Source organism: Kibdelosporangium aridum (genome assembly GCF_900176515.1).
Taxonomy (GTDB): domain Bacteria; phylum Actinomycetota; class Actinomycetes; order Mycobacteriales; family Pseudonocardiaceae; genus Kibdelosporangium; species Kibdelosporangium aridum.
In genome coordinates this window covers 1-13,979 of record NZ_FWXV01000014.1, presented here as the reverse complement: position 1 = coordinate 13,979, position 13,979 = coordinate 1, and the positions used below count along the sequence as shown (strand labels likewise).

The following is a 13,979-nucleotide window of genomic DNA, read 5'->3' as shown; positions in this document are numbered from 1 at the left end:
GTCAATCTTGTCTAACTTCTCTGATCTGCGAAAGGTCATGACATGAATCGCCGGCTCCTGAGGCCTCTTCCTGCCCTGTTGGTGGGTGTCGCGTTGATGGTCATGCCGACTGCGGCACCTGGTGCACTGGCGCAACAACATCGTGCCCCGCAGTTGTCCGCCGGTCCGGAGTACGCCGCGGCGCACGTGTTCGTCCAGCCAGGTACGCTCGAAGCGTTCATCGCCAGCTGGGAGGCGACTTTCGGCGGCACCCACACGCCGCCGGCCACAGTGGACATCCTGCCGACACCGAGCAAGGTCATCAACTCGGTGATCAAATCCCCGGTGGGACTGTTGTCCATTGTGGAGCCCGTTGACCGGGTTCCTTACCCGTATGGCTTGGAACGCGCGTCCTGGGCTGTGACAGATGTAGATGAGGCCCGGCGCGTCGCCGTCTCCAAAGGGGCTGTGACGGTCGTTGCGCCGTACAGCAACAGCGTCAGTCGCAACACAGTTGTCCAGTTTCCCGGCGGTGTCAATCTTGGTGCGTGGCGACAGTTCACCATGCCGGTAAATCCCAAACTCAGTACGATTCCGGAGAACCGTGTCTACATCCCAGCCGAGGCAGCGGATGCGTTCCTCAGGTCCTACCTTGGCTACACGAGCGGCCGGGTGATCTCTGACAACAGGCACGCTGACGGCGCCCAGATCGGCACACCCGGCCGGACCTTTCGTCGCATCAGCATGACCTCGCCGTTCATCAACACGGTCGTGATCGTGTCCGACGGACACCTGCCGTACCCGTTCGGATGGGATCAAGAGGGGTACACAGTGACCGATCTGAACCGGACCCTGGCGAAAGCCAGGACCGCCGGCGCCACGGTGCTGTGGGGCCCGTACGCGGGCCGGGATCGGTCGAGTGCCATCGTGAAGTTCCCTGGCGGCCACATCGTCGAGATTCACGACGGTCGTCTGACCTGACGGTATCTAGGCCCCGGATTCCGCTGCTGGTCGACCACTGCGGCTGTGAGACCAAGGACCAGGATTCAACGCCGACATACCGGAACATACTGTCCGCCGGATCTCCGGCGGACAGTTGTCGCTCACCCTGGAACGCAGTGGAAATCTGTATAAGCACGACAGCGATGACGCTTCTCCGTGCGATCCGCAGCACGTCGCCTTCGAGCTGGCGCGGTTACTGGTCCCGGCCATCGGAAGGCATACGTCCGAGAATCGGCGCACACCCAGGACACCCGATCGACTTCCGCCTCGCCGTCGCCGCGACCTGTCGCGTTGTGGCCGGCCGCATCTCTTGGAGACAACACGATGGCTGTTGTGCCAGCCTCCACCTTCGCCCGGCTCAGCAACCCGTCCCGCTCCACCACACCGTCGATGGTGCTCGGCACCGCGACGGTACTCGGCGGCAGCGTGGCGGGTTTGCTGGCAGCACGCGTGCTCTCCGATCACGCCGCCTCGGTACTGATCATTGAAAGAGACGAACCAGACGCGGGTGACGACCAGCGGAACGGCGTCCCGCAAGGCTTCCAGATCCACGCGCTGCTACCAGGAGGCCTGTCGCTGCTGGAGCGGTGGTTCCCAGGGTTTACCGAGCAGGTCATCGCCGCAGGGGCTTGTGCCGCTCCGGCCACCGCCCGCCGGACCTACATAGATGGTGTCCGCAAGGTCATCGGTTCGGCCGCCACGATGCTGACGGGCAGCCGGGCCTTCCTGGAGGGCCAGATCCGCGAGCGCGTGCTCGCATTGCCCAACGTCAAGGCGATCACCGCGCGCGTTACTGACGTGGTCTTCGACGGCGACGCGGTCAGCGGCGTCAGCTACGAGTCCTCTGGAATGTCGTCGGTAGAGCGTTCCGACCTCGTGATCGACGCCATGGGCAAGTCGAGCAGAATGGCCGAATGGCTGGAGAAGAAGGGCTGGGAGCGCCCCCCACTCCGCCGGATGGTCGTCGACCTCAACTACGCCACCGCCGTACTGCGGCGAGAGGAAGGTGATCCTGCGGGCAACATCCATCTCGCCCTCAAGTCAGGGAAGACCAGCGGGGACGCGTCCGGTGCGATGTTCTGCCGGATCGAGGGGGACAGGTGGCTGATGATGATGGCTGGGTACCAGGACCGCAAACCCGGGCGCACCGCCGAAGATCTGCTGCGCGTCGCAAGGCAGGAGTTCCCGCCGGAATTCGAACTCGTCGCCGACAACGAGCTCGTGGAGGAGATCCGTACCTATCGACACGCGGACAGCAGGCGTCGTGACTACCACTTGGTGTCCAAGTTGCCCGCCCGGCTGGTCGCCGTCGGCGACGCAGTTGCGGCGTTCAACCCGGTGTACGGGCAGGGAATGTCCTCTGCCGCTCTGCATGCGTCGTGCCTGTCGGAGTACCTGTGCTCCGAACCGGAATTGGCTAAGCCCGCTCGGGCGTTCTTCGCACTGCAAAGGGTCGTGGTTGACGCGGCGTGGGACATCTCCACCGGCGCCGATCTCGCGCTGCCCCATGTTGACGGCCCTTACCCACGCGGCTACCCGGTCCTGCGCTGGGTAAGGAACCAGATTTCCGCAGCTTCGGTATACGACCGGGAGATCGGACGTCGGTTCGACGAAGTTACCTACATGATCCAGCATCCGAGTTCGCTCGCGAGGCCGGGCGTGCTGGCGCGAGCGATCGCAGTCAACTTGTGGAGCAAGTTCCGCAGCCGCCCGTGATCTCGTACGTGCCTTGTGCCTGCCGGAAACGTCATCCGTGTTGGTCAGGCGGCGTGGCGGTACTCGTTTGAGGTAGCGCCCGAACGTGGGCGGCGACGGATGTCTTTCATGCGATGACTGGATCGGACGTTGCCGTTCAATGCGCCCACACTCCAGGAGAATGCATTGGTAAACAAGTGCGCGGTCGAGTATCGTGTGGAATTTCACGACGATCCGCTTCGCTTTTATGGTGTCCATGCCGACGAGCTGACAGCGGTTTGTGTCGATGCTTTCAGTCGTACGGCTGATGCGCTGCGGGATGGATTCGCCGAACGTTGTGCAAGGACGAATTTACTGCAAGTTATTCGGAGTGATGACCGGATTGTCGGGTTCGGGCTTTACGCTTTCGTTGAAGCCGGAGCCATCGAAATGTTATCTATAGAAGGGCATGCCATTGCGTGCGAGCATCAGCGCCGTGGGCTTGGCGTCCGTGCACTGCAAGAGTGCTGAAGGTGACGGGTGCCTCGATGGTTGCAGCGGTGACTCGTAGTCCTGCCATCTCGAAGCTCATGAAGCACGCCTTTCGTACCGTTCTTCCTGATCTTTCGGACCTCGATCCGTTCCATCTGCTCGAGCGTCACGGCATCCGCGCGGCGGCCGAGTGCTACGCCAGGTACGCGGGCGCCGATCCAGCTGATGTGCCTATTGTTTTCGACCGTTATGTCGGCGGATTATATGGTGGCCCGGACCCCGGACGTGGCATGCCGCTCGGTGAAGTCGCTGATAACCCGGCAAACGGGGTGATCGTGATAGCGGCGGACAGAAAGTCCAAGTGGTAATCAACGTTCGCTGGCCCGATTCAACCGCAGAAGAGGTGATGGTGGAGAACATGGGGACGGGCGCGCGGTTATTAGTTGACTTGCTCGTCGAGCACGGTGTCGAGGTAGTGTTCGGTGTGCCAGGAGGTCCGATCCTGTCGTTGCTGAACGAGATCGACCGCTGAGCGGAAATCGCGTTTGTTCTGGCAAAGCATGAAGAGGGTGCTGTTTTCATGGCGGAGGGTTATGCGCAAGCGAGTGGCAGGCTTGGCGTGGCTCTTGTAACGTCTGGTCCGGGTGCCACGCACGCTCTCACCGCGACTGCGAGCGCGAATAGTGACTCGATACCCGTTGTGGTTATCACCGGCCAGGTCTCCACCTCGTTGTTCGGCTGTGGCCCGTTGCAGGATTCGAGCGGTGGGGGCGTCGTGGACGTCGTCGAGGTTTTCCGGTCCGCGACGAAGTTGTCCGCAGCGGTCGCCGATGTACATCAGTTGCCGGTGATGCTCCGGCGGGCATTGCGTGCCGCAACGGCCAGTGTGCCCGGTGCGGTCCATCTGAACGTCCCGGTCAATGTCCTGACAGATGAAACGGCGGCACCGCCGAAGCAAGCCAAGGTCGCCGCGATCCCGAGAACGCATCTCCCTCCTGGGATCGTGACAACCATCGCCGACGCCCTGAGTCAGGTGCAACACCCCGTAGTCCTGGCCGGGCTAGGAGCGAAACTCAGTGGTGCCGGCGCAGCACTGACCGAACTGGCGGAACGGACCGGCGCACTGGTGGCGACCACGATCAAGGGAAAGGGCGTGTTCCCGGAAGATCACGCGCTCTCCGTGGGCTGTATCGGTCCCTTCGGCGGCACCCCGAAGGCCCACGCGACCGTCCTGTCGGAGCGCGTTGATTTTTTGCTTGTGCTGGGCAGCAGCATGGGAGAACTCGCGACTCTCGGGTGGGATCAGCGATTGGTCGCCAACCGGAGGGTCTGTCAGATCGACTTGAACCCGCTTCATATCGGCCGAACGCTTCCGGTTGATATCCCGGCTGTCGCGGACGTGCGGGCGGCCGTGGAGGATTTGGTCACGTGTCTTCCGGAACGGGTTCTCACACCGTGCGTCAACACGAGCTGGGTTGAGCGCAGGACAGACTGCTCAATGTTGTCGGGGTCGACTGTGGTTCGGCTGCTGAGCGAGATCTGTCCCGATGATGTTCTGCTGTACGTGGACAATGGCAACTGCCTGGGTTGGGTAGGGGAGCAGTACGTAGCCCGTCTATCCGGAAGTATTTACTGCTCGCTCAACACGGGATGTATAGGGTACGCGACACCAGCAGCCATCGGCGGCAAGTTCGCCAAGCCGGGCCGACCGGTCGTCGCGCTGACAGGAGATGCCGCTTTCGCCATGACCGGTATGGATATCCACACAGCGGTCGAGTATGAGCTGCCGATCACCTGGGTCGTGCTCAACAACGGGGGCAACGGCATGGTGTCCTGCATACAGAACATGTTGTTCGAACGTTCGTCCGGAGCGATGTACGACAACACGATCGACTTCGCCACCATCGCGCGCGGGCTGCGCGTCTCGTCGTCCACAGTCACCAGTGCTGACGAGTTCACAATAGCGCTGAAGACAGCGCTGATCGCAGGAAAGCCACATCTCATCGACGCATGGGTGGATCCCTGCGAAGTACCGTGGGGCCTGCGTGCCAGAGCGGACAGGTTGCGCGGACTCGACTCCGGCCTGCGAGCCGAACAGCAGGTGCGGTGACCATGTTCCAGAAAGGCATCGTGTCGGTGGAACTCGCCAGAGCCGTCAGCCTCGAGACGATGCAGCTCCGTTCGGCCGGACCTGTGGAAGTGGTCATGATGCACGTGACCGTGCCCCCAGGTGAGAGCATCGACTGGCACTACCACCCCGGCCCGGTGATCGTCATGGTCCACACTGGAACCCTCACCAGAGTCCTACCCGACGGCGAGGTCCGCACTTCGGTGGCAGGCGAGGCATTCGTGGAAGCCCCCGGCCGAGAATGGGCACACCAGGGCCACAACCGAGGTTCCGAACCGCTGGAGATGTACGCGGCTTTCCTCTTGCCACACGGACAACCACTGTCGATCGCCATCTGACCGTCGATGAGTGTGGCTGTCGCCGCGGGCGTCTTCAGTACGCGCGGAGGTGATCATGACGCTTCTAGTGATCTCGACCAGTCCGCGGATGACCTGTTGTGGGCGCCTGATGAGACGGCCGCCCAGCGGTTGCGAGCCGTGCGCCGCAGCCTGCCACGAATCGGTGAAGTTGGTGGCTCAGCCTTAGGTGAACGGCAGGCCGCGTATGGGTCTGCCGTTCACCTGCCATGGATCTGTCAACGTTGGGTCTGCGCGTTCAGTTCGTCCGTCCGGACGAACTTGGCGCTGAGCACGCGCGGGTCGTTGATTTCCAGGACATCCAGGCCTTTGCGCATGTCCGAGGAGTAGATGTGGCCGTTGTAGTAGTAAGCCGACCATGAACCACCGGTCATCAACTCTGTGGCGGACAGCGGTCCGCGTTCCCAGTAGCCGATTTCTTTGGGCTTGGCCGAGTTGGTGAAGTCCCAGACCGAGACGCCGCCCTGATACCAGGCTTGCACCATGATGTCGCGGCCCGCCACCGGGATCAGTGAGCCGTTGTGTGCCACACAGTTCTCGGTGTCCGCGTTCGGCCGGGGAATTTTGAAGTAGCTGCGGAACTCGAGCCTGCGGTTGTCGCCGCGGCCGACGATGTCGTAGATGGCGTCCGCGCCTCGATCCGGACCGGTCTGCGGGTTGCACATCGGACTGGGACCACCTCCCAGTTCGTCGGTGAACACCACTTTGGTGCCGTCGCTGTTGAACGTCGCCGAGTGCCAGAACGCGAAGTTCTCGTCCCGGGCACCGGTGATCACCCGTGGCTTCTCCCGGTCGGAGATGTCCAGCACACCGTCACCCATACATGCTCCAGCGGCCAGATCCATGGCCGGGAACACCGTGATGTCATGGCAGCCCTGAGTGCCTATTTTCGTATTACTTCCAGGGAAACCGCCGTCGGGGAACAGCAGCGGCTTGGCCACGACCGCTGCCGCTGCCGGGTTGTGGCCCGGCACCTTGACGATCGAGATGGAGTCGTGTGGTGGTGCACAGTCCGGGAACAACGGGCTGACACCCAGCGACGAGATGTAGAGGTAGACGTCCTTACTGCGATTGTCCGGTACCAGGGTGAGAGTATGCGACCCGCAGTCGGTTTCGACTGCGGTGACGTACCGCGGGGACCGCGGATCGCTGATGTCGAAGACCTTGATCCCCTCCCATGCCGTTTTCTCCGAGCGCGGCAGCGTGGAACTGGTGCACGAGGAGTCGGTGCGTGAGGAGTCGGTGCCCAGGAACAACAAGTTCCCCGACACCGAGACATCGTTGCCAGGGCCGGGACACAGCACCTGGCTGAGCACCTGCGGCGAGCGTGGGTTGCGGACGTCGTAGATCGTGAATCCATCGTAGTTGCCGACGATGACCTTGTCGCCAGTGAACGCCAAGTCGGTGTTGTGGCCGGTGAACGGCGCTTGCTTGGGCATGTTCGCGATCTGTCGGACGTTCCAACTGGACCGGATCTCGTCGACTCCGGGGATCGTCGCTGCCGCGGCAGGCGTAGCAGTGAGCAGCGAGAACGCCGTCACTGTGGCCGCCGCCAAGGCGACTGGTTTACCACCCGATTTCACGGGCGACCTCCTTTCTGTCAAGCAGTGGATTCGTGGAACGTGACATGCAACTGGGTAAGGCTGCGGGGGACCGCAGTCGGCTCGTAGCGCAGTTCGTGATCGTCCACAGTGAAATGTGGGACCTCCGCGCCAGTTCGGCGGACTCGATTTCTCCCTCCATGCGCGCGAGCGAGGCACCGAGGCATGTGTGTATCCCATGTCCGAAGCCCATATGCCGGTTGGGCGTGCGAGTGATGTCCAGCTCGTCAAGATAGAAAATCAGCCAGCCGGTAGACAGCTTCCGCGCACAGCAGATCGTCTAGTTCGACCGGGTCGTCGGAGTGCTTGACCGGCATACGCCGACCGTAGCGACTGTGGACTCGGACGCATACATATGTACCCTCGGCTGGCCTCTTTATGCCGCAGGACGAAGCGGGCGTTTCGCTTGTAGGCAAGCATCTATACAGTCAACAGTTGTGACTAATCGGCTGATCTCTGGGCCCAGCCTGAACTCGCCCATCGACCAGCGCCGCGCCCCAGCTTCAATCTCGTTTTCGACCTGGATTCCACGGACTCTGGACGGCTGACTGGCAGACTCTGCGGGCGAGTTCGGCGACCGGTCGTTAGCCATAACCGATGACCTCATGCTCAAGTACGCCGGGACTCACGCGTGGGCGATGCGACTTGCCGACGGCTTGATCGCGTCAGGGATACGTCCCGGCGATCATGTCGGGCTGATCGTGGCGAACCATCTCGAGTTCGTCCCGCTCAAGTTCGCGATCGCGGCCGCCGGCGCGATCGCGGTGCCGTTTGACTACGTGTACCGCCAGGACGGGCTCGCCTACGTCTTCGCCCAGTCGGGCTGTTCAGTGCTGATCACCATGACCAGCTTCGGCGACTTGGACTATCCGGCGATGCTGGATGCGATAGCGCTCGGGTGGGCGAACGGAAGCAGCGAGAAGCTGCCCAGCCTGCCCAGAGGACAGCCGGGTTGCTTTCTTCAAGGCCTGCGGGCTCCGCTCGTTGGTGCCCGGTAGCGACAAGGACCTCTTCGGCGCTGATCTAGAGACCATAGTGAGCGCGACAGCTTCCGGGGACTGAGCGAGTACAGGGGGAGAAGATCGTGATCTTGCACGATGCCGCCGAGTTGGACGAGGCCGACGACTCCCGGGACCAATCCCCCGTCCGCGGGTGCAGCGTAGCTGGTGTCGGCGGAGCGGGATCATTCCGTCGAGTGCGGCGATGGGCCTCTGGGGCCGGGTGGCTTCGGGTGTTGTGAGCAGCGCGACGATGGAAGACCCTTAACTCGAACCACCGACTCACGCATCACGAGCAGGAATTCGCCCGATCGGTGGGGCCCGCTAGCGGTGCCGAACCGGGGCGAAATCACGATGCCACGACCAGATCTGGCGGGTTGCAGCGAACGACAAGGTCATCCGCCTGCTCGGCCGTACGACAAGGAAGGCGCCGTACTAACAGGACTGTGGGCGGCGACCACGGGCGAGTGTCTGACTGCCGTCGCGCCCGCCACGACCTACAACATCCCCCTCGACACCGCCCTTCTCGTGAGCGCCTTCTTTGCTTGGCATTGCAATAGAAACTGGTGACTCCGTAGGCGGATTTAACCAAGACCCACCGGTCCATCTCGACGCGAGAACGTCCAAAGCAGACCCTGCGCACCGCGGAGGAGAGGTTGTCTTAGCGGATGTCGTCGGCGGGAACACCGCCCAGTTCCGTGAACGCGGCGACATGACCGGCGAAGAACGCCTTCTGGCTCTGAGAGGAGTAGACGCGGTGAAATGCCTTGCCAGACAACGATATTCGCAGCGTGAAGAGAAACACTTAGTGTCCACTCCGCCGACGTTGACTCAGACCTCGGCGAAGTCGACCCCGGTGTCGTGGGCCCGGAAGATGTGTCTGCGGAACAAACCCGTCCATCACGCCCGCCCGGTTTCTGGTTTCCAGCAGGATCTCCAGGCGCCGGGCCGCGACGTACTTCGACACCGTTGGATAGGCGATCGTCGCGCCCGTGCTCGTCGACCAGCCGCTGCCAGACCCGGTGCGGGGTACGCCGCTGCTTGGTTGGCGCGTCCAGATCCGTCCGCACCATCTCGTCCATCGCCCCGCGCCGCGGACCTGTCACCGACGAGGGCCGGGCTGGCGCCTTCCGCGGCGGCGGCACCGCCGAACCCAGCGCCTGACGCACCGGCCGGCCATGCACCCATACCGATCAGCCAGCGCCCGGACCGAGAGCCCTCCACCCGCGCATTCCGCCGGTGGCCACAACCCGCCATAAGGAACTTCATTTCTCGTGGTCCGGGTCGTTCTTCGGAGGAGATCGCGGCTGGCGCACTTCTGTCATCGGGAAGAAATGCGCCTATTTGTTGGATAGCGTCCATTGCCGTGCCGCCCGGTCGTCGGGACCGGCGGCGAGTGAGGGGAAATGAACATCCGATGAACCGAATGATCACCCGGGCTGGCTTGGCCGTGGGGATTGCCGCCGCTCTGCTGCTTGCCGTTGTGTCCCCCGCCTCGGCGGCCACGTTCGGCGTCTGGTCGCTGCAAAGCCACAAGTGCATGGACGTCCCGAACGGCTCTACCTCGAACAACACCCCCATCATCCAGTGGACCTGCCATGGCGGCGCAAACCAGCAATGGGATTTCAACTGGACCGGCAATGGATATCAAGTCGTCAACAGGAATAGCGGAAAATGTCTCGACGTCAGGAACGGCAGCACAGCTGACGTCGTGGACTTGATCCAGTACACCTGCACCGGTGCGAGTAACCAGCTCTGGGATACGAGGCTGTACGCCTCAAATTACTACCAACTCGTCGCCAAGCACAGCAACAAATGCGCGGATGTCGAAAACGGCCGCACCCACGACGGCGCAAACATAATCCAGTACACCTGCACCGGCACGAACAACCAACTCTGGCTGCTGCTTTCCTGAACCACCCGCCGCATCCCGGCCCGCCCGCGCGGGCCGGGATGCGGTCGAACGCCCCGATGACGAATGCGCCAACCAGAACGACGGCACCGCCCAGGGCAGCCACCAGCAGTTTCGTCGGCCTCTTGCCGAGCATTTTTGAGCCCCTCTCCACCTGTCCTGACAACGCCTTGGTCAGGTCGTTGCCGAACTGCGGATCTCGCCGAATCTCCTCAGCTAGGTGCACGCGCAGAGCTTCATGTTCGACTGCCGATGCAGGCCGCTCACTGAATCGCGCCAGCAGCTCACCCTGAAAAGGGTCCGACATTTTCACACCGAGCGGGCTGTACACGTTTTCAGGTTCGCGGCGTACGCGGCACCGCCGACCTCGGCCTTCGAGATCTACCCACCGAGCAGGCGACTGTCCCAGGATGGTGCCTTGCGCCACATGACCGCGGGCAGCGCCTGGATGTCCGATGAGGAATCGGATAAAGGCAATATTGCGCCAGGTCAGTTGGCTGACCTCGCGGTATTGTCACAGGACTACCTCAGTGTCCATGAAGTACTGATCCCGGAGACGACCTCGGTGCTCACCCTCGTCGGCGGCAAGGTCGTGCACGCCGAGGCCGAGCACTGTGCCCTCAATCCGCCGGTCCTACCCGGCTATTCGCCGCTGGCTGTCGGGACCGACACCCTCTGACCGAACTCAGGAAAGACACAACAAGTTGATGACTTTTCGATCCCGAAGAATTGTCGTGCTCGCAGCCGTGTTGGCGCTCAGCGCGGTGGCCTTGCCCGCGGTCGCCGCTCCCCCCGAGCAGGTCGAAGCCAGTCGGCGGGCACGTGTGACCCCGTTGCCCGGTGCGCAGGTCTTCCCGGAGAGCATCGCGATCGACCCGAGGACCGGCGTGTACTACGTGGGCTCGGTCAAGGAGGGCACGATCTTCCGCGGCAAGGTGGGCAGCGGTCAGGTTGAGGTCTTCTCACCGGCGGGCGCGGACGGGCGTGACATCGCCAACGGGCTCGCGTTGCGTGGTGACACACTCGTCGTGCTGTCCCGGCAGAGTGGCGTGATCCGTAGCTACGACACGCGCTCCGGCACACTGCTTTCCACGGTGGATAACGGCCTTGGCTCGTCCGGCACGTTCCTCAACGACCTCACGATCGCGCCGGACGGTTCGGCCTACGTCACCGATTCGATCAACCCGTGGCTGTACCGGATCACGTGGCACGGCAGGCAGATGAGGCTGGAGAAGTTCATGGACTTCACCGGCACACCGGTGGTGTACGTCCGCGCACCCGGCGCGGCGGGCATCAACCTGAACGGCATCGTGTCCAGTGCCGACGGCAGGTACCTCGTGGTCTCCAAGCGCAATGAGAACGCGCTGTACCGGATCACCCTGCCGGGCAAGCAAGTCAGCCGGGTCACCGTGCCCGCGGGCGTACTGGAGACCCAGGACGGTCTGTTCTTGAGAGGGCAGACGCTCTACGCGGCGCAGAATCTGCCGGAGAACGTGGTCGCGCTGCGGTTGACCTATGACTTCTCCGCGGCGACACCGGTTCACACCTACACGGACCCGAATTACATGTTCCCCACCGCGGTCGCGGTGCACGGCCGCTGGATGCTTGTGATCTCGTCTCAATTCGACTCGCTGGGCAGCCCAGCCGCCGTCAGCGGCACCGAGCCCCCAGAACTGCCGTTCAGGGTGACGACCACCGGTGCGGGAGGCCCCGGCAAGGCGAGAAATCCTACGTCAGGGCCTTGAAGGACCAGATCCTCGATCGAGACCAGTTCTCGCCCGAAGTCGGAGAAGTCCAGGCACCTGTCCTGGTCGAAAGTCGGTTACCGGTTCTGGCCTGGACTTTCACGCAGCAGGTCGGTACTCGTTGAGTAGTCCGCTACATCACCGTGTCCGGTAGCGGCTCAAATGGCAGGGGACTGAAGTCAGTCGCTCGGTCTACCGGTGGAGTGTACGGACTCGTTTGTGTCGAACGTGGACGTCGCTCGCGGTGGCCGAGATTATTGAGTTTCAAGTTTTGCGGACGGCTCCGGTGAATCCGGCGATGAACAGGGTGGCGAAGGCCCAGGCGAGTAGGCGCAGTGTCCATCCGATGATGGTGAGGGTGTGGCCGGGGCCGGTGTTGGTGGTGTCGCATCGGGTGCGGGTGCCGGTGGTGAGCAGTGGTGTGCCCAGGTCGAGGCCGACGCCGACGTGTTCGAGCCAGGTACAGGGCACAGGTGTGGCGGGTGGTGGAGTGCGGATTTGGGTGAGCGCTCCGTAGGCGCCGCCGAGGACAACGGCGGCCAGGACGGCGGCGGTGAGGACGGCGGCGAGGGCGATGAGGGCGCGCCAGGGTTTGTAGCCGTATCCGAGGAGCAGGCCGGTGAGGCGTGCCCAGGTGCGTGCAGTGCGTCCGGTGAGGGCTCGTCGGCGGATTTGGTCTTGGCGTTGGGCGATGAGGACTTGGCGGGCTTCGTGGTCGTGGCCGGCGGCGCGGTGGGCGGCGGCGAGGTGTTGGTAGGGCTGGGCGGCGTAGTCGATGGTGTCGTGTCGCAGCAGCGCTAGCCATTGGTCGGGTGTGACTTCCCGTGGGAGGCCGGTGTAGGTCAGGCCGTCGAGGCGGAGTTTGTGGTGTGGGTGGGTGCGGTGCTGCAAGCTGTTCGGGTTCAGGACCAGGACGCCGCCGATATGTGTGCTGCTGAGATCGAGCACAACATCGTCGCCGGACGCGGTGGCCTGAAAGTCGCCGCCGAGAAACAGGTCGTGGTCGACGTGCAGGCGTTCGGCGTACAGGGCGGGGCCGGAGTCGTTGTCCAACCGCGCGCCATCGCATTCCAGCCCGCCGAGGTGCGCACCGAACAGCCGGACCGCGCCTTCAGCAGCGTGTGCGTCGATGATGGTGCGATCGAGGAAGACTGCGGTCGTGCTCAGGCGGGTGCCATCTAGAGGTGGTTCGGTGGGGTGGTTGAGTTGGCTCCCGCTCAGAACAAGGCCCTTGAGGTCAGCGTCGCGAGCGTTGACGCCCAGCTCGAGGAAGCAGTCCGTGAGTTCGAGCCACATGCTGCTGGTGATGTTTTCCAGGTCGAGCCGGCCGTCGATGCGGGCGCCGCGCAGCCGCAATCCGCGGGGGTCGGGGTCTGTGACGTGTCGGCCGCGCAGGATGTCACGGATCACGCTGGCGGAGACCGTGCGTGTGTCGATATCCAGGTGAGGTCAGTGTGCGTGGCGTCGACCTGAGAAGGCAACCACGCGCAGGCGCTCGATGGCGGCGGCCTCGTGCCCACGATGCCTGCGGCCGCAGAGCGGGCCGATCCAGTCAGAGGTATCGCCTTAATAAACTTGGTTTGATGGCCCACCGACTCCGGCGATACCTGGCTCGATCGCCAGCGCGCCAATGGAAACAAACCGGATCCGGCCTCGTGTTCGGATCAGCATAGTCCGGATCCGAACTCCGACTTTTGCTTCCGACGATCAGCGATGCCCACGTCTGCTTCACCGTGGTCGTCGTGGTCATGTTCGGCGCGGCCACCGAGTTGGTGAACGAGGTGGGCGGGCACCAGTTCCCCGGTCCCGAGCACACATTCCACCGATCGCAGGTTTCCGGCGGGCCGAGACCTCCTAGTGGCCCGCTGTCTTGATCCCGATCGGATGGAAGTGACCCTCGTGGTGGAGGTCTCTTTCGAGGATCGCGCTTTGTGCTCGACGATAGGCCTATGTACCCCGAGATCGAGCCTCAGGCGTCAGGTCATCTGGACACCGGTGACGGCAACCTCGTGTACTGGGAGGAGTGCGGGAATCCTTCCGGCAAGCCGGTCGTCTTCCTGCACGGCGGCCCCGGTGGCGGATGTTCGCCGTC

At 63.2% G+C, this 13,979-nt stretch carries 13 protein-coding genes and 2 pseudogenes; 12 read left to right on the top strand and 3 right to left on the bottom strand.

Annotated elements, in window-relative coordinates:
* Positions 1-42 precede the first annotated feature (42 nt).
* From B9C43_RS48600 to B9C43_RS48575, 7 genes and pseudogenes are all read left to right on the top strand, one after another.
* Positions 43-960, top strand: a complete 918-nt coding sequence (locus B9C43_RS48600) for a hypothetical protein (RefSeq protein ID WP_084434090.1) — start codon at positions 43-45, stop codon at positions 958-960.
* A gap of 354 nt (positions 961-1,314) precedes the next feature.
* A complete protein-coding gene (locus tag B9C43_RS48595) occupies positions 1,315-2,697 on the top strand; it encodes an FAD-dependent oxidoreductase (RefSeq protein ID WP_200826045.1) in 1,383 nt (460 codons plus the stop codon).
* A gap of 195 nt (positions 2,698-2,892) precedes the next feature.
* Complete coding sequence (locus tag B9C43_RS56275) at positions 2,893-3,186, top strand: GNAT family N-acetyltransferase (protein ID WP_235039275.1); 294 nt, start codon at positions 2,893-2,895, stop codon at positions 3,184-3,186.
* Positions 3,180-3,515 carry a hypothetical protein gene (locus tag B9C43_RS48590; RefSeq protein ID WP_143447127.1) on the top strand — a complete coding sequence of 112 codons (336 nt, stop codon included), beginning with the start codon at positions 3,180-3,182 and terminating at the stop codon, positions 3,513-3,515. The genes B9C43_RS56275 and B9C43_RS48590 overlap by 7 nt, the downstream gene beginning before the upstream one ends.
* A 38-nt stretch (positions 3,516-3,553) precedes the next feature.
* Positions 3,554-3,889, top strand: a pseudogene (locus B9C43_RS59995) (thiamine pyrophosphate-binding protein); the annotation flags it as partial.
* A gap of 108 nt (positions 3,890-3,997) precedes the next feature.
* Positions 3,998-5,257 (top strand): thiamine pyrophosphate-binding protein, encoded by a 1,260-nt coding sequence (locus tag B9C43_RS59990; protein WP_327225208.1) that lies wholly within the window; start codon positions 3,998-4,000, stop codon positions 5,255-5,257.
* A gap of 2 nt (positions 5,258-5,259) precedes the next feature.
* Positions 5,260-5,613 carry a cupin domain-containing protein gene (locus B9C43_RS48575; protein ID WP_160097261.1) on the top strand — a complete coding sequence of 118 codons (354 nt, stop codon included), beginning with the start codon at positions 5,260-5,262 and terminating at the stop codon, positions 5,611-5,613.
* A gap of 236 nt (positions 5,614-5,849) precedes the next feature.
* Here B9C43_RS48575 and B9C43_RS48570 read toward each other — a convergent pair whose 3' ends face one another.
* Complete coding sequence (locus B9C43_RS48570; RefSeq protein WP_084434084.1) at positions 5,850-7,214, bottom strand: LVIVD repeat-containing protein; 1,365 nt, start codon at positions 7,212-7,214, stop codon at positions 5,850-5,852.
* Between the two features lie 566 nt (positions 7,215-7,780).
* Here B9C43_RS48570 and B9C43_RS48560 point away from each other — a divergent pair.
* Positions 7,781-8,230 (top strand): AMP-binding protein, encoded by a 450-nt coding sequence (locus B9C43_RS48560; protein WP_268811631.1) that lies wholly within the window; start codon positions 7,781-7,783, stop codon positions 8,228-8,230.
* A 661-nt stretch (positions 8,231-8,891) separates the two neighbouring features.
* On the opposite strand, the gene B9C43_RS57195 is transcribed toward B9C43_RS48560, so the two are convergent.
* On the bottom strand, positions 8,892-9,035 hold the full coding sequence (locus B9C43_RS57195; protein ID WP_160097259.1) for a hypothetical protein: 144 nt from the start codon (positions 9,033-9,035) through the stop codon (positions 8,892-8,894).
* A 612-nt stretch (positions 9,036-9,647) separates the two neighbouring features.
* Here B9C43_RS57195 and B9C43_RS57190 point away from each other — a divergent pair.
* The 3 genes from B9C43_RS57190 to B9C43_RS48545 all read left to right on the top strand — a co-directional run bounded on the left by B9C43_RS57190 (position 9,648) and on the right by B9C43_RS48545 (position 11,887).
* On the top strand, positions 9,648-10,145 hold the full coding sequence (locus tag B9C43_RS57190) for an RICIN domain-containing protein (RefSeq protein WP_160097257.1): 498 nt from the start codon (positions 9,648-9,650) through the stop codon (positions 10,143-10,145).
* Between the two features lie 235 nt (positions 10,146-10,380).
* The gene (locus B9C43_RS59805) at positions 10,381-10,821 is read left to right on the top strand and encodes an amidohydrolase family protein (protein WP_268811630.1); all 441 of its coding nucleotides are present in this window, start codon (positions 10,381-10,383) and stop codon (positions 10,819-10,821) included.
* Positions 10,822-10,849: 28 nt separating this feature from the next.
* A complete protein-coding gene (locus B9C43_RS48545; protein WP_143447125.1) occupies positions 10,850-11,887 on the top strand; it encodes an SMP-30/gluconolactonase/LRE family protein in 1,038 nt (345 codons plus the stop codon).
* A 264-nt stretch (positions 11,888-12,151) separates the two neighbouring features.
* Here the strand turns inward: B9C43_RS48545 and B9C43_RS48540 are convergent, their stop codons facing one another.
* Positions 12,152-13,297 carry a hypothetical protein gene (locus B9C43_RS48540; protein WP_084434079.1) on the bottom strand — a complete coding sequence of 382 codons (1,146 nt, stop codon included), beginning with the start codon at positions 13,295-13,297 and terminating at the stop codon, positions 12,152-12,154.
* 539 nt (positions 13,298-13,836) lie between these two features.
* Here B9C43_RS48540 and B9C43_RS48535 point away from each other — a divergent pair.
* Positions 13,837-13,979 (top strand): annotated as a pseudogene (locus B9C43_RS48535) (prolyl aminopeptidase); the annotation flags it as partial.